An 18829-nucleotide genomic window follows, 5' to 3' on the forward strand; every position below is an offset into this window, starting at 1 on the left:
GACCCTGTAGTGGTTGGCAGCGGGCAACACGCTAAGTTGGGTCCTTTTTTTGCCAGAACATGACATGTGTCTAACTTTCAGAAAAGTAATCGACTGTCAGAAACGACGAAAAATTTCGCTTTAGGGCGAATGCCTAAGTGATTTCAACCGCTGCACAGACCGATTTATGTGTGGTTTTCAGCCAGTAGTGACCATTATTTGGCATTTTTATGATGGGTTTACTGGCTGTAGTCAAAAAGAGTACATTATCGCTGTAATAAAATTACAGCATCCTGCAACGAGGAGATGAACATGGCGGTAACTTCAACAGCCCAAGCGTGCGATCTGGTTATTTTCGGTGCCAAGGGCGATCTGGCGCGCCGTAAATTGCTGCCTTCCCTGTACCAGTTGGAAAAAGCAGGCCACATCCATGCGGACACCAAAATTATCGGGGTGGGCCGTGCTGATTGGGATAGAGCGGAGTATACCCGCGTCGTGCGCGAAGCGCTTGACACCTTTATGAAAGAAGCCATCGACGACAAGTTGTGGGAAACGCTAAGCAGTCGGCTGGATTTCTGCAATCTTGATGTGGAAGACACGAAAGCGTTCAACAAGTTGGGCAAGATGCTTGACCAGAAAAATCGCACCACAATCAACTATTTTGCGATGCCACCGAGCACATTCGGGGCGATCTGCAAAGGGCTGGGAACCGCAGGGCTGAATAAAGAGCCGGCGCGCGTGGTGATGGAAAAACCGCTGGGAACCGATCTGGCGTCTTCTCGCGTCATTAACGATCAGGTTGCGGAATACTTCAACGAGTGTCAGGTTTACCGCATCGACCACTATCTGGGTAAAGAGACCGTTCTGAACCTGCTGGCGCTGCGTTTTGCCAACTCGCTGTTCTCCTCAAACTGGGACAACCGGACGATCGACCATGTGCAGATCACGGTGGCCGAAGAAGTCGGGATTGAAGGGCGCTGGGGCTATTTTGATAAAGCCGGCCAGATGCGCGATATGATCCAGAACCACCTGTTACAGATTCTGACGATGATTGCGATGTCGCCGCCGTCCGATCTGACGACTGACCGTATTCGTGATGAAAAAGTGAAGGTGCTGCGTTCACTGCGTCGTATCGACCGCTCCAACGTGCATGAAACGACCGTACGCGGCCAATATACCTCTGGTTTTGTTCAGGGACATAAAGTGCCGGGTTACCTGGAAGAAGAAGGCGCGAACAAAAGCAGCAGCACGGAAACCTTTGTCGCAATTCGTGTTGATATCGATGATTGGCGCTGGTCTGGTGTGCCGTTCTACCTGCGTACCGGTAAACGCTTGCCGACCAAATGTTCGGAAGTGGTGGTGTACTTTAAGAACCCTGCGCTGAACCTATTCCATGATTCTTACCAACAGTTGCCGCAGAACAAACTGATCATTCGCTTGCAGCCGGATGAAGGTGTGGAAATCCAGATTCTGAATAAAATTCCAGGATTAGAACACAAGCACCGCCTGCAAACGGTGAAGCTGGATCTGAGCTTCTCGGAAACCTTTAATCAGCAACATTTGGCCGATGCCTATGAGCGTCTGCTGCTGGAAACCATGCGCGGAATTCAGGCGCTGTTCGTCCGTCGTGATGAGGTTGAAGAAGCCTGGAAATGGGTGGATTCCATCATGGATGCGTGGGGAATGGACAATGATGCGCCGAAACCGTATCAGGCTGGAAGCTGGGGACCGGTGGCATCCGTAGCAATGATTACCCGAGATGGCCGTTCCTGGAATGAGTTTGAGTAATTATTTGATAATACGTCAGTAATTGAGATGCCGAAAACGATCGGCATCCCGCAGTTTTTTAATGTATGGCTAACGGTGCGGTTGGCATCTGCGGCGACGCAGATCCCTGTGGCAGGGGCGCGCTATATAATTAATGATGCCTTCGGGCATGACTGGAGATAACTTTTGATGAAAAACTGGAAAACGAGCGCGGAACAGATTTTGACAACGGGTCCCGTTGTTCCTGTGATTGTGGTCAACAAACTGGAACACGCGGTGCCGATGGCAAAAGCGTTAGTCGCGGGCGGCGTTCGCGTTCTGGAACTGACATTACGTACCGACTGTGCCATCGATGCAATCCGCGCGATTGCGAAAGAAGTACCGGATGCCATCGTGGGTGCGGGTACGGTGACAAACCCTGAGCAACTGGCTGCGGTAGTGGAAGCGGGCGCTCAGTTCGCTATTAGCCCTGGCTTGACTGAGCCGTTGCTGAAGGCTGCGACTGCAGGCAACATCCCGTTGATCCCAGGTATCAGCACCGTATCTGAACTGATGCTGGGTATGGATTACGGCTTGCGTGAGTTCAAATTCTTCCCGGCGGAAGCTAACGGCGGCGTGAAAGCGCTTCAGGCGATCGCGGGTCCATTTGCTCATATCCGTTTCTGCCCGACTGGTGGCATTACGCCGAAGAACTATCGTGACTATCTGTCGCTGAAAAGCGTGCTGTGTGTGGGCGGTTCTTGGCTGGTGCCGAACGATGCGCTGGAAAGCGGTGATTACGCGCGTATTACCGAACTGGCGCGTGAAGCCGTTGCGGGTGCAAAAGCCTAAGTTTGCTCGTTACTGAATGACGAAGGCCACTCATTGCGAGTGGCCTTTTTTATGACGGACATTCATGTCCGCCACCCTGCGTGCCGTCGCAAGCGACGTTGAAAAATGTTCCCCACATTTTTTTATGGCGGACATCCTTGCCCATCATCCTGCGGGTCGTCATCAGCGACGTCTCATCTCGCCGATTGGCAATAGAATCTATCAGCCGCTGACGGTTACGCCTGTAGCGACGCGCTTGGCGATTTCCACGGCATCTTCCGTGGTTTCTGCGCTGGCTAAGGCGACGCCCATACGACGTTTACCGCCGATATCAGGTTTACCAAACAGGCGAATTTGCGTATGAGGGAGTAGCGCGCTTTCCAGCCCCTGATAACGCACGTTGTTGCTCTCCAGTTCCGGTAAAATCACCGCGGAAGCTGATGCGCCGTATTGGCGAACCGCGCCAATTGGCAAACCCAGAAAAGCGCGAACATGTAGAGCAAACTCGGACAGATCCTGAGAAATCATCGTCACCATACCGGTGTCGTGCGGGCGAGGGGAGACTTCACTGAAGATGACCTCATCACCGCAAACGAACAGCTCAACACCGAACAGGCCATAGCCTCCGAGCGCTTTCACGACATCGCTGGCCATCTTCTGCGCGCGCTCCTGTGCCAACGCACTCATCTGCTGCGGCTGCCAGGATTCACGATAGTCGCCATCTTCCTGACGATGTCCGATAGGCGCACAGAAATGAATGCCGTCAACCGCATGGATGGTCAGCAGGGTGATCTCAAAGTCAAAATTAACCAGTCCTTCCACGATGACGCGTCCACCGCCTGCACGTCCACCCTGCTGAGCATAGTTCCACGCCTTATCTAACTGCTCCGCGGAGCGAATCAGGCTTTGCCCTTTGCCAGATGAGCTCATGACTGGTTTGACAATACAAGGGTAGCCAATCGCTTCTACTGCCTGACGAAAACTCTCTTCGCTGTCGGCAAAACGGTAGGTGGAGGTAGGAACGCCGAGCGTTTCGGCAGCCAGACGACGGATACCTTCACGGTTCATCGTCAGGCGTGTGGCTTCGGCGCAGGGAACAACATGGTGACCCTGTTTTTCCAGCGTCACCAGCATGTCGGTTGCGATGGCTTCAATTTCCGGCACGATGTAATCAGGACGCTCGGCTTCAACCAATGCTTTCAACGCATCACCATCTAACATATTGATGACGTGGCTACGATGTGCAATCTGCATGGCAGGGGCATCGGCATAGCGATCGACTGCAATCACTTCGATTCCCAGACGCTGACATTCAATCGCCACTTCTTTGCCTAATTCACCGGAGCCAAGCAGCATCACTCGTGTGGCATCCGCACGCAGGGCGGTTCCAATCGTTAACATAACCTTATACCTGATCGGGTTGTGAAAAATGGCCGCAGTATAAACGAAAACGTTTGCGTGCGCATTAAAGAGGGGATGCATTGGAATGCGGTGCGCAAAAGCGCACCAAGTGGTAAGGGTGTGACTTGGCATTGCCGGGCAATCGTGCCACTCTTCTTTCAGAGTAAAAATTTTATGTTAAGACAACGAGATCCGACGCGATGAAGACACCGCAAGCTGAAAAACGCCCTCATGTGATGAGCACGCATGGCGATACGCGTATCGACAATTATTACTGGCTGCGTGATGACCAGCGTACCGATCCGCAGGTGCTGGCCTATCTGGAGCAGGAAAATGCCTATAGCGATGCTGTTATGGCCCCTCATGAGGCGCGTAAACGGTCGCTGTATGACGAAATGGTTAAGCGCATCCCGTCGACGGATATGTCCGTGCCGTATGTTCGAAAAGGCTATCGCTACCAAAGTCGCTACGAGCCAGGCAAAGAGTACGCCATCTATCTGCGCCAGTTTGAGCAAGAAACGGACGCGTGGGACACGCTGCTGGACGGGAACCAACGTGCGGAAGGGCATGAGTTTTATAGCCTCGGCGCGCTTGAAGTTAGCCCGGACAATAGACTACTGGCACTCTCGGAGGATTTTTTATCCCGTCGGCAGTACACGCTTCGTTTTCGCGATCTGAACAGCGGCGAGTGGCTACCGGATGTGATCGACAATGTCACGGCGGGAGCGGAATGGTCGGCGGATTCGACGGTTCTGTATTACGTACGTAAACATGAGCAAACACTACTGCCGTATCAGGTCTATCGTCATCGGCTGGGGAGCGACTCTGCTCAGGATGAACTGGTATATGAAGAGAAAGACGACACCTATTATGTCAGCCTGAGTAAAACGACATCAGAGCACTACATCACCATTTATCTCAGTAGCACTACGACGACGGAGGTGTTATTGCTCGACGCGACACGCCCAGATGCCGTGCCGCAGGTATGCATTCCACGCAGGAAAGATCATGAATACGGTATCGATCACTATCAGGGCAAGTTTTATCTGCGCTCTAATCGGGAAGGAAAAAACTTTGGCCTCTACCGATCGGACAGACCTGATGAACAAACGCTGGAAACGCTGATTGCACCACGTGAAAATCGCGTGCTGGAAGGATTTGAACTTTTCCGTGACTGGCTGGTGGTCGAAGAAAGAGAACGCGGGCTGACCAGCCTGCGCCAGATTCATTGGCATACGCAGGAAGAAAAAGCGATCACCTTCAATGACGCGAGCTATGTGACGTGGTTGTCTTACAACCCTACGCCAGAAACGGCATTGATGCGGTATGGCTATTCATCAATGACAACCCCCAGCACGCAGTATGAATTGAATCTGGATACGGGCGAGCAGCAGTTACTTAAACAAGCCGAGGTGAAAGACTTCTCTTCGGACAATTATCGAAGTGAACGCTTATGGATCACCGTTCGGGATGGCGTCGAGGTTCCCGTTTCTCTTGTTTACCATCGCGATCACTTTAGCCCAGGCAAAAACCCGATACTGGTCTACGGCTATGGCGCTTATAGCCATAGTATGGATCCGGATTTCAGCGTTAGCCGTTTGAGTTTATTGGACAGAGGGTTCGTTTTTGCCTTAACGCACATCCGCGGGGGCGGTGAACTGGGGCAACAATGGTACGACGATGGCCGGTTACTCAATAAAATGCATTCCTTCACGGATTTCATCGATGTATCGCGAGCATTGATAGAAAAAGGTTATGGCGACAGGAAAAACATGTTCGCAATGGGAGGCAGTGCGGGAGGATTATTGATGGGGGCGGTAGTGAATATGGCGCCCGAACTGTTTAAAGGTGTTGTCGCCCAGGTTCCCTTCGTTGATGTGTTGACGACGATGTTGGATGAGTCTATCCCGTTGACGACCGGCGAGTATGACGAGTGGGGCAATCCGAATGAGCAAATCTACTATGACTACATCAAACAATACAGTCCTTATGACGGCGTTATCGCACAGCGTTATCCACATTTACTGGTGACGACCGGGCTCCACGATTCGCAGGTACAGTATTGGGAACCCGCGAAGTGGGTGGCGAAATTGCGTGACGTTAAGACGGACGATCGTCTGGTGCTGTTGTACACCGATATGGATGCGGGACACGGCGGAAAATCCGGTCGTTTCAAACGCTATGATGATATCGCGTTGGAATATGCGTTTCTGCTGATGGTGCTTGAAATGTCTGAGGACGATCGCGGATAAGGGATAAAAGCGGTATCGATGAGGGTAAACCCATTTTCGGGTTTACCCGATAGGTACATTGCTTAGGTTACCAGAGAGTAGGTTATCAATCCCTAAGTAATGTCAGCCTGCGTTTTCTTTGCTTTTTTGTCGGCTCGCTTTTCGGCGGCAGTTCTCAGCGGTTTCTTCTTACTGTTCTTTTTGCTATCCAGTCCTTTACTCATATCTTGCCTCGCTTGATAAAAGGTTAGGTTGCCTGTCCATTAACCTCCTGTGCGGGCCGATATGCAAGTAGAAAATTGTTTTTGCTGTGTAAGAATGTAACCCGTGGAAAGGGATATTTTCCACGGTACAGTCGGCGCAAACTGGAATGACGGGATAGGGCTATTTAGCCTTGGGTTCGTAGGGTAAACGAGAGAACTGCAGCGAGCGTTGGCGATAAAACATCACGCGCTCACGAAAGTAGTTGCGTAGGTGCTCGGGCTGTTCTCTCTCAACAGCTTCTGGAATGACCGGCATATTGTAACGTTCTTTGAAGGCAACACCTGATGCCGCCAAATCTACGTTCACTTTATCCATATCCTCTTTGGACAATTCTGCCAGATTATATCCCATACCGTTTTCTCCTGCTGATCGATCACCGACTGATGTGTGCCACGGTAAAGTAGCGACAGGAAAATGGCAAGTGTTCGCCCGATCATGTGGATGTTTATTATTCTCATTACGAAATGGGAATCATTTTTAATACGACTTTCTCGTAACTAATATAAATTCCGTTGTTATTTTTGATAATAAAAATGATTCGCAATAATATATTTATCTAAGGTTTAAGTGATAATGAATATCACTTAAATTTAATGTAATTTATTGTTTTTATTGGTTATTTAAATATTTATTCCTCAATGTTAATAAAGTGTTTTTTATTTTGTTTTTTCAGGCATAATGCCCTAAATAATTTCACCTGCCGGGAAAATAGGGAGTTAATATGTTAAAAAAAGAAATGATTCAGAAGCTGAATGAGCAACTTAATCTGGAGTTTTATTCCGCGAATTTGTATCTGCAAATGAGCGCATGGTGCGGTGATAAAGGTTTTGAAGGCGCATCTAGTTTCCTCAAAACACATTCTCAGGAAGAAATGCAGCATATGCAGCGTCTGTTTGACTATCTGGACGACACGGGAAGCCTGCCTGTGTTAGGTGCGATTGCTGCACCGCCAATTGATTTCGATTCATTGGCTGATGTCTTCAAACTGACCTATGAACACGAACAACTGATTACGGCAAAAATTAATGAGCTGGCCCATGCGGCGATGGCGTTGCAGGATTACTCCACGTTTAACTTCCTGCAATGGTACGTTGCTGAACAGCATGAAGAAGAGAAGCTGTTCCGTTCCATTCTGGACAAACTGGCTCTGGTCAAAGCCAGCGAAGGCGGCCTGTTCTTCATCGATCAGGACCTGAAAAAAATGTCTGCGGCGGCACCGTCAGCCTAACGACAGGCGACGCTTCTGTCGGCCAATCATGATTTGAATGATGCGGGATACGGTTTTCTTTATCCCGCCATTTTCCCTCCTGAACGACTTTTCTGATGGTACCAGACCGTCGATGTTATTCCTGACGTCGTGCTCGACTTCATCTCCCTCTGTCGTTATGATCGCCTCAGTAGTGATATACAACATTCTGTTTTATAAGGTTTGAGGCTGTCTTTCTCTGATTCGGATAAGGCTGCAAAACTTACACACATCATTGTCTGAATACGCCATGTCGGGAATACCATGATGAAGAAATTCTTGCTATCTATCGTGCTTACCACACTTTCTGTGAATGCTTTTGCTGCTGCCAAACTGGCAAATATCAGCCGGCTGGAATACGGCGATCGCTGGGCTTTCACGCGTGAAGAAGTTCAACTGATTTGCCGCCCTGGCAATGCGCTGTACGCTTTACATACCGGGACGCTGATGCAATATCCGTTAAACGATGTTGCCATTGCGCAGATGAAGTCCGGGCAGGTGAGTGCACAACCGATAGACGCTATCTGGCTGGACGATCCTAAACATCCTGGACAGAAAAAAAGCCTTCAGCCATTTATCGAGCGTGCAGAGCAACTGTGTCAGCCAGATGCTAAGCCATGAAGTGATTGATTCATTTGCCAAATGTTAATTTTTAATGCATTTACGGTTAAAGCAAAGTGTGAAATCTGTTCCATTTGTGATAATTGCGAGCGGATTGAAGCTGGAAAACGTGGAGGAGTTGGCTAAGCTTAAATCTACAGGGCTAGTACAGCTTGTATAAATGCCAACTTTTAGCGCACGGCTCTCCCAAGAGCCATTTCCCTAGACCGAATACAGGAATCGTATTCGGTCTTTTTTTGATTTAGAACGCCAATGAATGAAAAACGATCTTTAACCTACTATCTCCTTGGTTTATTTTTTTCAGAAACTGGCGAATTTTGTCTCTGTAGGCCTTTTAAGGCATATTTAAAAATAAATGCTTGCTAAAGATATTTATACATGCGTTAATGAGTGGTCGGTTTGATTCGCAGACCTAAAAGCAGTTTAGTAAAGCAGTTCTCATTTCTAAGTGTTATCCATAGATATCCCTTCTTTTGAGCCTCCTTATTGTTGCTAATTAAATTCTGTGCACAGGCCCTATTTGCCGGAAGGCGCTATAAAAAATTAAGGTAATTTCTATGTCTAATAAAATGACTGGTTTAGTAAAATGGTTTGACGCGGGTAAAGGTTTTGGTTTCATTACTCCTGACAACGGCAGCAAAGATGTATTCGTACATTTCTCTGCTATTCAGAGCAACGATTTCAAAACTCTGGACGAAGGCCAAAAGGTTGAGTTCACCATTGAAAATGGCCAGAAAGGCCCAGCAGCTGGCAACGTTGTTGCACTGTAATAAAGTTGCACTGTAATAAAGCCAAATTGCATTAATGTTTCTCTTGCGATAGCGATGATGGTTTAAACCGGAGCAGTCAAGAAAAACACTAAAAACCCCTAGCATAAAGCTGGGGGTTTTTATTTGTATCTTATACTAACCTTCAGCAGATTTTATTTTCAGAACTCATCGGAAATTATGTCTTGCTTTGTATCACCTACAGATATTCACCCTCGCTGACTGTTTCAGAGAGAGAGAAATTAATTGTTCTCTTTTATTATAGAATACCTTTTATCATGACTGAATCGGCAGATTCATGCCCCGTTTGTAGCGATTATCGACTAAATTGATAGAACACGACGTGATGGGAGGAAGCAATGACGGATAAACATACGAGTACCAAACACAAGGATGAAAACGATCATCCAGCAAAAGACGCGCCGAAGGATCAGGGTGAGATTCCTCGCAAACGTGATGACAGCAAGGATGATGTTGAAGATCCCTTCGATGCGAACGAGGATTAATAGGTTGGCGACAGGCTTCTGTCGCCAATGTACTGCGGAAAATTAGTGCGCTTTGGCAAGTGCGGCGCTTGATGCCTCGGGAGTGAAATAGTCGCTGTCATCCACAATCGGAATATAAATTCTGACCCACTCGCTGCCTTCAACCATCTCCCAGCTATGTCCTTCCCCTTGCGTATCAGCGGCAATCAGCACCGTTCCGGGAGAAAGCAGAAAAGTAGAACCATCGCTGACCCGGAATTTCAACGTGCCTTTCAGCGTGATGACATATTGCTTGCGCGGGGCTGGGTGGACATTCTTCTCCCAGTCTTCAGTAGAATTACTGAGCCAAAATTTCTGTGCGGTGATTTTTTCCAGAGCTGGCACGCTGCCTGTTACGAAGGCCGAGTGATTATCGGGTGTATTGATCAGTTTGATAGCGGGTATCCGTGCTTCCTCCGCGTGAGATGAGGGAGGCGCTGCGGAATAAGTCGTAACGGAAACCAACAATCCGGCAAGTGCCAGAATAAAACGCGATGTCTTTTTCATTTAAATAAAATCCATATTATCTATGTCCGATGAGCAGGCAAAACCCTATATATGTCAGCCGTATCTGTGTACGTCTTACAACGTCGGGGATGGTACTGCTGAGTAGGAGCCTTCACCAGATGGTTAAAGCAATCGCACTGATTGGTATCGCACTTGATTTGTCTATATTTTCGCCATGATGGAATGAGAAGGTGAGAAACAGAAACGTCAGGCGGGAATATTGTGAGGGTGATACGACAGAGGAGCCCTGAGGCTCCCTGACGTCTGGTACGATTTATTTGTACAGAATTGCGGTGCCGCGTAATTGATTATTACCGGTTGCAGAAACGATGCGATATGACGACGCGCCTGCTTTTTTGGCTTTTTGGGCGACCTGTGCTTCGAAGGCGTCTAATGATTTAGCTCCGCTAACAGACACCGTTGCGATTTCTTGTGCTGCAAAAGCGCCGAAAGATAAGGTAGAGAGTGCGATAACTGCGATAAAATTTTTGATGCTTTTCATGATTCATTCCTTCACGTTTTATTGCGTTGATTAGTTATGCTGCCTTGATGTGAAAAATGATATCGCTGGATGCTGACAATGAATATCAGAGAGATTTGCTTTTCTATTTCAAAAATATTGATGTTTATTCATTGTGCCATTCATCCCCGTTCCGCAGTAGGATGAATCCTGTGAACATTCATCAATAAATAAAGGGAAGAGGCATGCAGATTTCAGCCAGCCGTCTGATGGCCACGGTACAAGTCATATTGCAAAAAGCAGGATGTGAAGAACATGAAGCCCGTACAGTCACCGAGCATCTCGTGGCGGCTAACCTGAAAGGGCATGACAGTCACGGCGTGGGGATGCTGCCACACTATGTGGAATTTATTGGGAAAGGCATTATGCACCCGAATACCCCGGCGCGTTTACTGCGTGATAGCGGAGCGGTGCTGCAATTTACTGGCGATCGTGGTTTTGGTCAGCGCACGGGAAAAGAAGCGATGCAGGCGGCCATTGACCGCGTGAAAACGACGGGCGTGTGCTTAATGACGCTGTCATCTACCTGCCATTTAGGGCGTATCGGCACCTATGGGGAAATGGCGGCGGATGCCGGGCTCGTTTCGATACACTTCGTCAATGTTAACGATCTCGACCCGATTGTGGCTCCCTGGTGCGGTAGTGAGGCTCGTTTTGGGACGAACCCGATCTGCATTGCATTCCCGCCAACGGAGCATAACGCGGCCTTTGTTCTGGATTTCGCCACCAGCGTGGTAGCGTTGGGAAAAACCCGTGTCGCGTATCTGGCAGGCAAAACCTTTGATGAAGACGTCATGCTGGATTGCCACGGCGTTTCCACTAATGACCCAAAAGTCATGTGGGAAGGTGAGAAGCACGGTGCCTTAAAACCGATTGCGAAACATAAAGGCGGCGGATTGATTTTAGCGGCTGAAATGCTGGCGGGATTGCTGTCTGGCGGTGGAACCATTCAACCGGAAAACGCGCGCCAGGGAGCGATAGTGAATAACATGACGACGATTGTTATCGATCCCTCCAGTATGGTTTCTATGGCGTGGCTGCAGAAAGAATATGATGCAATGCTGGACTATGTTCGTTCTTCAACGGCTCCCGATCCGGCACAGCCTATTTTAATCGCTGGTGAACCAGAACGTATCTCTCAGGCGCAGCGCCACGCAGACGGTATTTCTCTGTCCGATCAGGAGTGGCAGAAAATTGTGGAGGCGGGGGTATCACTGGGAATGAATCCGACTGAGTTTGCGTTAATGGCATAATATTACTCAGGAGAAGACAATAATCGGGGACGATGCTGATGCGAGGATGGTTGATATTTTTGGTAATTCTGGGGACGTTAGTGGCGTTGGCTCCCTGGATCCAACGTCACCTTCCCCCTGGTTACGATCCCTTCTCTCCACTGTCTGTCGATGATCCGCCCACGTTTATCACCCGGCTGAAAATGAAATCGGTCGCCAGCGATCCTGATGCCTGTTTGGCGGTGTTAAAGCAGGCACAGGAAAGTGGGAGACTTCGCTTCTCTGAGGCTAATGATGTCAGTGGACAATGTCCGGTGGTGTCGCCCGTTCGGGTACAAGGTTTTGGCGCGGTCGCGCTGAGTTCCAGTTTCCTTGCGAGTTGCCCGCTGGCGCTGAGTAGTACCATGTTTGTGGCGCAGGTTGCGGGGCCGCAGGCACAATCACTCGGTTCATCGCTGGCGCGTATCGACCATATGGGCAGCTACGTCTGTCGCAATGTCTATCATCGTCCAGAAGGACGCTTGAGTGAGCACGCGACGGCGGACGCGTGGGATATCGCGGCGTTCCGTCTCTCTGATGGACGGCAGGTGAGCGTCCTGAATCAGTGGTCGGCAACGGACGAACGTGGCAGCTATCTGCGCACCACGTTCAGGGAAAGCTGTCGCTTTTTCGGTAATTCGCTGGGGCCGGAATACAACGCCGCACATGCTAATCACTTTCATTTTGGTATGCGCGGTTTTGGCGTGTGTCGATAAAAAGATGGCGTTGAGATGAAGCTGAGGGGGCATAGGGGCTCTGCTGCTCAGAAAAGAGCGTCTTGCCACACATTGAACCGCTTGTGCATTGGTGATAATCGACTTAATTTGAGCTATGTTCTTGAGTAGGGGGCCAAAGGGTGTTCATACCTGTGGCACTGATTTGTCCGGTCCCCTAATAACTGACTTAGGTTGGTTACAGGGGATGATGGGTCTCACAAGTGAGGCCCATCCTTCGGTCTTATTACCCAACGTTTCCGGTATCGACATTTCCCTTGAACCCACCAGTATTAGACCAATTCGTTTTATGTTGCTCTTTTCCTCCAACCAGCTCACCTTGCAGTTGTTCAGAAAATTTTTCTTTAATGGTCACATTATTACTTGTCAGAATAGGTTTTTCTTTCATATTCCAGGTGTTTTGTTGATAGGCATCGCTTTTTATATAGGGATCATCAGCCGATACGGCATGAATGGCTGTTGCTTCTCCAGACACATTGTTGGCGTAACGCATTGACATCATATCCCACAGAATATGGGGAACGGAGTCTTTGGGGGTTGGAATAAGCGCTTTTGCTCCGGTTTTGGCTAATCCCGTTTCAGCTAGCATGTCAACGCCACTGCTATTAATCCCTTTTTCGATCAGTTCTTTTCTGGGAGCATAATTTTCAGGGCTTGATTCCGTTCCTGATGTATATTTGAACCTTTCCTTAAGATAAGAAAAACTGTCTGCCTCGCCACTATAATTGTGTAGTGCATGGCCACCTTGAGTCATTTCTAAAGTGGTGCCAGAATTTTTTTCCGCCATAGATTGTGCTGTGAGCATTGCAGAATGTATAACCTCCCCATTTTTTATTGTACTTCCACTCCAGAAGTAAGCTCCATTATGAGGGGAATTCATGTCTGCTTTTGCAGTAAATTCACCTATCTTTTCTAATTCTTTATTGCGGTTAAGGACAATGCTAATCGCGTCTTTAAGCAGCATTTTTTCTGAGTTATCTGGGGACCCTTTCTGCTTGTTTCTTAGCGTAGACTGTGCCTCATCTGCTTTGTTACCATAATGTTTTGCGATAGTAAGGTCATGATCTTTTTTATGTTCATTATTGGCACTAAATATCTCCTTATTTAGGCCTTTTGATAATGAGGATAATGCCTTTCCCCTGATTTCCTCGGGCGTTGCTTCTTTGATATTTGGATTGCGATTTTTTACAGTATCGCTTTCTTTATTTTGTTCATTACTTTCAGCTTTTGGTTTTTCTTCGCTTTTCTTCTCTTGCGTAGAGGCAGATGCTGTCTCTGCCCGATTGTAATTTGTATGTGATATTGACGTATTTAATGATACAGGCATAAATTTTCCCCTTTAAATATGAGTTTCAATGGTAAAAAATAGTAAAGGTAATGGTGAGTCTTCCTCATTTTCCATATTGCTACGGGTATCAATCACCGAATAGAAATGCTTCCAACGTGATTGATGCAAATTGAGTGGCAGGAATTAAAAAAATGTTCCCGACATGAAGAAATATTTTCTGATTGAGAAAAATTCAATTTTCGTACGGAAATGTGCCGTTCAAATGAGAAACGTTAGGTATGTTAGTGCTGGTATTGGATGATTGCCCAACCAGAGTTGTACTGCGAAAACGGGCTCAAATGGACATGTTAAAAATCAGCATACTCCTGTGCGGGAATCCAGAAGCCATCAATATACTCTTCGATGGGGAAACAGCCCGCGCGGCGCAGACGTTGTTCGTCCATCGCTTGCAGACACTGCGCTTCGGTGTTGTAGGCACCGACGACCACATCGTCACAACCATGCCCGAGATAACAAACAAATATCACTAACGCAAACATGCCGTTCTCCAGACGTTACTGATTTTCTCTCTAGAGATGATAGATGAAAATCCATGAGGAAAGAGAGAACGCGCGGTTCATCAGGTGGTTTTATCACCACCTGATGCAGAAACCGCATTTATTCTTTAGCAAGTTGCTGGGCGGAGGATGCGCCATCTCGCACTAAATCGCGCGGCAGGCTGTTTTTTATCCGGCTATTGATACGCTTGGCCAGACCGACTGGCGTGTTCTGGTAGGTTAAAATCAGCTCATCTGCAGTAGGCAGCGGTTCGGGATAGCAGTCTTTGCCCTGGAACCACTCGCAAGCGATGTCATCGGTCAGTGCGTAGGCATTATTTGCGTTTGGATCGGCCAGAGCGACAACCGCTTCATGTTGCCAACGGAAACCTTTAGGGAAGCGTTCGGCGAGTTTAATGCCAATACGCGAGAATTTGATGTTGCCAAAAGCGGAGGTTAGCGCCGCAGGGAAAAGCCAGATCTCGCTATCACGCTGCCATAGTTGCAGTAACGTCTCATCCCAGTGAATGCCTTGTTTATGTGCCGCCTGTATGAGTGGCACGTAATCTTTGGGGGCAACCGGAGAGAACGGGAATTTACCGACTTTATAACCCGGGCGCGGCAGCAGCGGCACACTAGCGGTTTTCCGCAAACGGGCAACAAAAAAGCCTTCGCTGTCATAAATCTGCGGGAAGACGTGCAGGAAGCCGTCTTCCGTTGTGGCGCGTTCGGCATCGGTGAAGAGATCCCGTAACGATTCAAATTCACACGCATCGGGAAATTGCGCCTGTAGCCAATGGCAGACCTGCTGGTTTTCCTGCTTATTTAGCGTACAGGTGGAGTAAATCATCACGCCGCCGGGCTTCAGGGCATGGAACGCGCTCAGAATCAGGTCGCGCTGGGTGGCGGCAATCTCGGTAATACTTTCCCGCGACCAGTGGCTCATCGCCGCCGGATCTTTACGTACCACACCTTCACCAGAACACGGCGCATCCAGCAGTATTGCATCAAAATACTCCGGCAGCGCTGCGCCAAAAACGCGTCCGTCGAAGTGTGTCATCGCGGTATTGCTGACACCGCAGCGGCTGATGTTGGCATGCAGCACTTTTACCCGGCTAGCCGAATATTCGTTGGCGACGATAGCCCCTTTGTTATCCAGCCGTGCTGCGATTTGCGTTGTTTTAGAACCCGGTGCAGCCGCGACGTCCAAAACCGTTTCCAGCGCTTCGTTACGATGAAATAGGGCGCTGACGGGCAACATGGAGCTGGCTTCCTGAATGTAAAACAGCCCGCTCAGGTGTTCCAACGTATTACCTAGACGCATGTTTTCCTCTTCTGCATTCAGCAGCCAGAAACCTTCCTGACACCAGGGAATCGGCTCAAGCTGCCAGCCATAAGGCTGCACGAGCCGAAGAAAGGCCTCGACGCTAATTTTTAACGTATTGACGCGGATGCTCCGGCGCAGCGGACGCTGGCAGGCGGCAATGAAATCGGCCATCGAAAGCGATGAAGGCATGATGTCTCGCATCGTGTCGAGAAATTCAGCAGGCAGGTTGGCTGGGGTAAATTTTGCCACGGCGTGGTTCCGTACAGGTTATTCAGTAAAACGAGGGGAAGAAGCGGCGAAGTGTAGCACGGATCTTTCATGCATCATGCGAAAACGACAAGGCGGCGCGTGAAAACGACAGGGCGATCATCGTCGCCCTGTCAGGTGTGAGCGTTAATTATTGGAGGGATTTGGAATCGCTGTACCCCATTGCCGCCACTCTTTAGGTTCCTCGTTTCGTAGCAGGAAATGTTTCCCTTCCTGCGCCTTAGGCGCGAGTGGCGTGCTAGGCGGCGTGGCGAAAGCGATACCGCCGCGAATAAACTGCTGGAAGGTTCCGCTCTTGATGACGCCACCAACCAATCCGAATTCCAGGTTGTAACCCGAAGCCTGCCAGAAGACGGAATTATCTCGCACCAGATGCTGATAGCGTTTGCTGATGCGTAGCGACACGGCGATACGGTCGGAGAGCGTACCCAGTGACAGCCCGGTTACCGTACCGACTTCAATGCCGCGGAACAGCACCGGTGTACCGACCTGCAACGCGCCGGCTTCCGGTGCATCAACGCTGATATTCAGGCCGTCCTGATAGCGAGAATCGGAGATGGTGGCCTGTTGCAGTTCAAAATTGCGCGTGACGCTACCGTTGCCCGGCTCGACGTTGATATAGGGCTGGAATAGCGTTTCCAGATGGTTTACACCAGCCGCGGAGATTTCCGGCGTGACGACGGAAAAACGCGTTCCGGCACGGGCGAAATTACGCACATACTCAGGATAGAGCACGGCCTGCACCAGCACTTCGTTGCGTTGTTCGGACAGCTTCAGCGAATCCAACTGACCTATATCAATGCCCAGATAACGGATCGGCATGCCCGGCGCGAGCTTACTGGCGTCGTAGGTGCGCAGAATGATGCGGCTGCCCACGGCGCGCGCCGCCGTTTCGTTGTTGTACAGGACGCGTTTACCGCCTTTAATTTCCGGTGCGCCTTCCAGATTATCAAAACTGATAGCCCCCTTAAGCGCCCGATTCAGCGGGGAAGCTTGCACGGTCAGACCCGAGGTATTCAGCTGTACACGGGCTCCGCCTTCTGCCCAGAACACGCTGTTTTCCGTCAGTAGCTTGCGGTATTCGGGACGAATATAAACGTCAACCTCAAAGGTATCGGCTTTCGGTCGCACCCGCATGATTTCGCCTACCTGGAATTTACGGTACAGCACGATAGAACCGTCCTGAATATCCGGCAAGCTATCGGTCACTAGGGTGAGGGTGGGAGAGGGGGTGGAACCGCGAATACCTTCTTCGGCTTTTTCGAGATCGCTGAACAGCGGGTAACGCACCTGCACGTCGCCTTTGCTGCCCGGTAAAACCTGAATGCCGCCGTTGACCCACTCTTGCGCGCTGGCACCCAGCACTTGAATCCCATCCAGCCCCATCTTCACATTTACGCGGCTGTTAACGATGAATTTGCTGTCGCGGTGCAATAACTGGCGATATCGCGGCTCGATCACCAAAATGAAGCTGACGCCTTGTTCATCCAACGTGCGTTTCACGACCTGACCGATCTGCACGCCGTGCAGCAATACGGGTTGACCGCTATCAATGCCATAGCTTTGGGCCGCCGTAAGCTGAATAGATAGCGCGCCGGGTTGGGTGAGTTGCTGTTGTCCGCTATCCAGCACCGTAAAATGCTGACGCGGTTCGCCTTCGCCGGGAATGAGTGTCAGCGTTGGGCCACTCAGCAGACGTGAAACATTCAGATCGCTGAGCGAAAGCTGGGGTTTGCTGAGTTCGATACGCGTGCCTTCCCGCATCAGCGAAACCACGGAAGGATCGATGATCAGCTCTCCGCTGACCTTGCTGTCGTCTGGGTTCAACGTGATTTTATTCAGCGTGCCGACTTCCAGCCCCTGATACATCAGCGGCGTGCGACCTTCAGATAGACTGTCGCCCGAAGGTAAATCCAGCGTGATTTTTACCCCGCGCTGGCTCTGTGCCAGATCGGGATAGAGGCGATAGGATTGCTCGGCACTCGCGTCTTCGCTCTCTTCCGGTGAATCGAACGCGATTGCTCCGTTAACCAGCGCCGCCAGATTCTCCATCTCAATTTTCGCACCGCTGACGCTGATGTCTGCATTAAAGCCGGACACGTTCCAGAAGCGGCTATTCTTCTTCACCAGATGAGTAAAACGGCGTTCGACCAGCACGTCAATCATGACACCGCGGCGATCCTGAGACACCGTATAATCATAGACTTTTCCCACTGGGATCTTACGGTAGTAAACCAGCGAGCCCGTATTCAGTGAGCCGAGGTCGTCCGCATGGAGATGGATCATCAACTCTCCGGTATTCACGCGGTATTTCGGCTGTGTATCCAGCGCGGAAAAGTGCTCTTGTGCCTCGCCAGAACCGGGCATCATACCGATGTAGTTACCGCCCACCAGCGCATCCAATCCTGAAACCCCGGCAAGAGAGGCTTTCGGCGTCACCAGCCAGAATTGTGTGCCACTGCGCAACGCTTCCTTCATATCGCTTTTGATACTGGCTTCGACCTGTATGGTGCGCAGGTCTTCGCTCAGCTTGATGTTTTGCACCGTGCCGACTTCCACCCCCTGATAACGCACGGGAGTACGCCCGGCGACAATCCCATCGGCGGAGACGAAATCAATGGTGACGGTGGCGCCACGCTCTTGCTGATTGGTGTAAATCAACCAACCAGCAATCATCAGTGCAATCAGCGGCAGCAGCCAAAAAGGTGACAGGCGACGCTTGTTTTTCACCGTCGCTTCGGTTGGTGTCTCGGACGTATTATCTTGCAT

The 18829-nt window shown here is 49.8% G+C and carries 17 protein-coding genes; 9 read left to right on the plus strand and 8 right to left on the minus strand.

The genetic code is table 11. From position 1 onward, the window contains the following. Window positions 1-291 precede the first annotated feature (291 nt). Both zwf and I2D83_RS10020 read left to right on the plus strand, forming a co-directional pair. Entirely contained in the window at window positions 292-1767 is a 1476-nt protein-coding gene (gene zwf / locus I2D83_RS10015; protein WP_180776923.1) for a glucose-6-phosphate dehydrogenase, read from the plus strand. 168 nt (window positions 1768-1935) lie between these two features. Next, window positions 1936-2577, plus strand: a complete 642-nt coding sequence (locus I2D83_RS10020) for a bifunctional 4-hydroxy-2-oxoglutarate aldolase/2-dehydro-3-deoxy-phosphogluconate aldolase (RefSeq protein ID WP_181828434.1) — start codon at window positions 1936-1938, stop codon at window positions 2575-2577. A gap of 201 nt (window positions 2578-2778) precedes the next feature. Here the strand turns inward: I2D83_RS10020 and purT are convergent, their stop codons facing one another. Beyond that, window positions 2779-3957, minus strand: coding sequence for a formate-dependent phosphoribosylglycinamide formyltransferase (gene purT, locus I2D83_RS10025; RefSeq protein ID WP_205948021.1), 1179 nt, complete (start codon window positions 3955-3957; stop codon window positions 2779-2781). A gap of 200 nt (window positions 3958-4157) precedes the next feature. Between purT and I2D83_RS10030 the strand changes: the two genes are divergently transcribed. Further along, entirely contained in the window at window positions 4158-6209 is a 2052-nt protein-coding gene (locus I2D83_RS10030; protein ID WP_205948022.1) for a S9 family peptidase, read from the plus strand. A gap of 363 nt (window positions 6210-6572) precedes the next feature. Here I2D83_RS10030 and I2D83_RS10035 read toward each other — a convergent pair whose 3' ends face one another. Beyond that, a complete protein-coding gene (locus I2D83_RS10035) occupies window positions 6573-6803 on the minus strand; it encodes a DNA polymerase III subunit theta (protein ID WP_015840081.1) in 231 nt (76 codons plus the stop codon). A 370-nt stretch (window positions 6804-7173) separates the two neighbouring features. Here I2D83_RS10035 and ftnA point away from each other — a divergent pair, with 370 nt between their 5' ends. The 4 genes from ftnA (at window position 7174) to I2D83_RS10055 (ending at window position 9592) form a co-directional block, all read left to right on the plus strand. Continuing rightward, window positions 7174-7680 carry a non-heme ferritin gene (gene ftnA / locus I2D83_RS10040; protein ID WP_015840082.1) on the plus strand — a complete coding sequence of 169 codons (507 nt, stop codon included), beginning with the start codon at window positions 7174-7176 and terminating at the stop codon, window positions 7678-7680. A 282-nt stretch (window positions 7681-7962) separates the two neighbouring features. Beyond that, window positions 7963-8319: a YebY family protein gene (locus I2D83_RS10045; protein WP_205948023.1), complete on the plus strand. Its 357-nt coding sequence runs from the start codon at window positions 7963-7965 to the stop codon at window positions 8317-8319. Between the two features lie 557 nt (window positions 8320-8876). Further along, a complete protein-coding gene (cspG, locus tag I2D83_RS10050; RefSeq protein WP_010275831.1) occupies window positions 8877-9089 on the plus strand; it encodes a cold shock protein CspG in 213 nt (70 codons plus the stop codon). 356 nt (window positions 9090-9445) lie between these two features. Next, the gene (locus I2D83_RS10055) at window positions 9446-9592 is read left to right on the plus strand and encodes a hypothetical protein (RefSeq protein WP_205948024.1); all 147 of its coding nucleotides are present in this window, start codon (window positions 9446-9448) and stop codon (window positions 9590-9592) included. A 42-nt stretch (window positions 9593-9634) separates the two neighbouring features. Here I2D83_RS10055 and I2D83_RS10060 read toward each other — a convergent pair whose 3' ends face one another. Together I2D83_RS10060 and I2D83_RS10065 are read right to left on the minus strand one after the other, a co-directional pair. Then, window positions 9635-10117, minus strand: a complete 483-nt coding sequence (locus I2D83_RS10060) for a cupin domain-containing protein (protein ID WP_181844200.1) — start codon at window positions 10115-10117, stop codon at window positions 9635-9637. Between the two features lie 274 nt (window positions 10118-10391). Next, the gene (locus tag I2D83_RS10065) at window positions 10392-10619 is read right to left on the minus strand and encodes a YdgH/BhsA/McbA-like domain containing protein (RefSeq protein ID WP_181844199.1); all 228 of its coding nucleotides are present in this window, start codon (window positions 10617-10619) and stop codon (window positions 10392-10394) included. A 203-nt stretch (window positions 10620-10822) separates the two neighbouring features. Between I2D83_RS10065 and I2D83_RS10070 the strand changes: the two genes are divergently transcribed. Both I2D83_RS10070 and I2D83_RS10075 read left to right on the plus strand, forming a co-directional pair. Beyond that, window positions 10823-11890, plus strand: coding sequence for a malate/lactate/ureidoglycolate dehydrogenase (locus I2D83_RS10070; RefSeq protein ID WP_205948025.1), 1068 nt, complete (start codon window positions 10823-10825; stop codon window positions 11888-11890). Between the two features lie 38 nt (window positions 11891-11928). Further along, entirely contained in the window at window positions 11929-12624 is a 696-nt protein-coding gene (locus I2D83_RS10075) for an extensin-like domain-containing protein (RefSeq protein WP_205948026.1), read from the plus strand. Between the two features lie 244 nt (window positions 12625-12868). On the opposite strand, the gene I2D83_RS10080 is transcribed toward I2D83_RS10075, so the two are convergent. The 4 genes from I2D83_RS10080 to I2D83_RS10095 all read right to left on the minus strand — a co-directional run bounded on the left by I2D83_RS10080 (window position 12869) and on the right by I2D83_RS10095 (window position 18829). Beyond that, window positions 12869-13969 carry a hypothetical protein gene (locus tag I2D83_RS10080; protein ID WP_205948027.1) on the minus strand — a complete coding sequence of 367 codons (1101 nt, stop codon included), beginning with the start codon at window positions 13967-13969 and terminating at the stop codon, window positions 12869-12871. Window positions 13970-14277: 308 nt separating this feature from the next. Next, window positions 14278-14469 carry a YdfD/YebW family protein gene (locus I2D83_RS10085; RefSeq protein ID WP_015840090.1) on the minus strand — a complete coding sequence of 64 codons (192 nt, stop codon included), beginning with the start codon at window positions 14467-14469 and terminating at the stop codon, window positions 14278-14280. Between the two features lie 118 nt (window positions 14470-14587). Further along, window positions 14588-16042: a 16S rRNA (cytosine(1407)-C(5))-methyltransferase RsmF gene (gene rsmF / locus I2D83_RS10090; protein WP_205948028.1), complete on the minus strand. Its 1455-nt coding sequence runs from the start codon at window positions 16040-16042 to the stop codon at window positions 14588-14590. 144 nt (window positions 16043-16186) lie between these two features. Next, entirely contained in the window at window positions 16187-18829 is a 2643-nt protein-coding gene (locus I2D83_RS10095) for a PqiB family protein (RefSeq protein ID WP_205948029.1), read from the minus strand.

It is taken from the genome of Pectobacterium aroidearum (assembly GCF_015689195.1).
GTDB lineage: Bacteria > Pseudomonadota > Gammaproteobacteria > Enterobacterales > Enterobacteriaceae > Pectobacterium > Pectobacterium aroidearum.

Coding starts and splice junctions, on each gene's coding strand:
- zwf (WP_180776923.1), top strand. CDS start 292: ATGGCGGTAACTTCAACAGCCCAAGCGTGCGATCTGGTTATTTTCGGT.
- I2D83_RS10020 (WP_181828434.1), top strand. CDS start 1,936: ATGAAAAACTGGAAAACGAGCGCGGAACAGATTTTGACAACGGGTCCC.
- purT (WP_205948021.1), bottom strand. CDS start 3,957: ATGTTAACGATTGGAACCGCCCTGCGTGCGGATGCCACACGAGTGATG.
- I2D83_RS10030 (WP_205948022.1), top strand. CDS start 4,158: ATGAAGACACCGCAAGCTGAAAAACGCCCTCATGTGATGAGCACGCAT.
- I2D83_RS10035 (WP_015840081.1), bottom strand. CDS start 6,803: ATGGGATATAATCTGGCAGAATTGTCCAAAGAGGATATGGATAAAGTG.
- ftnA (WP_015840082.1), top strand. CDS start 7,174: ATGTTAAAAAAAGAAATGATTCAGAAGCTGAATGAGCAACTTAATCTG.
- I2D83_RS10045 (WP_205948023.1), top strand. CDS start 7,963: ATGATGAAGAAATTCTTGCTATCTATCGTGCTTACCACACTTTCTGTG.
- cspG (WP_010275831.1), top strand. CDS start 8,877: ATGTCTAATAAAATGACTGGTTTAGTAAAATGGTTTGACGCGGGTAAA.
- I2D83_RS10055 (WP_205948024.1), top strand. CDS start 9,446: ATGACGGATAAACATACGAGTACCAAACACAAGGATGAAAACGATCAT.
- I2D83_RS10060 (WP_181844200.1), bottom strand. CDS start 10,117: ATGAAAAAGACATCGCGTTTTATTCTGGCACTTGCCGGATTGTTGGTT.
- I2D83_RS10065 (WP_181844199.1), bottom strand. CDS start 10,619: ATGAAAAGCATCAAAAATTTTATCGCAGTTATCGCACTCTCTACCTTA.
- I2D83_RS10070 (WP_205948025.1), top strand. CDS start 10,823: ATGCAGATTTCAGCCAGCCGTCTGATGGCCACGGTACAAGTCATATTG.
- I2D83_RS10075 (WP_205948026.1), top strand. CDS start 11,929: ATGCGAGGATGGTTGATATTTTTGGTAATTCTGGGGACGTTAGTGGCG.
- I2D83_RS10080 (WP_205948027.1), bottom strand. CDS start 13,969: ATGCCTGTATCATTAAATACGTCAATATCACATACAAATTACAATCGG.
- I2D83_RS10085 (WP_015840090.1), bottom strand. CDS start 14,469: ATGTTTGCGTTAGTGATATTTGTTTGTTATCTCGGGCATGGTTGTGAC.
- I2D83_RS10095 (WP_205948029.1), bottom strand. CDS start 18,829: ATGCAAGATAATACGTCCGAGACACCAACCGAAGCGACGGTGAAAAAC.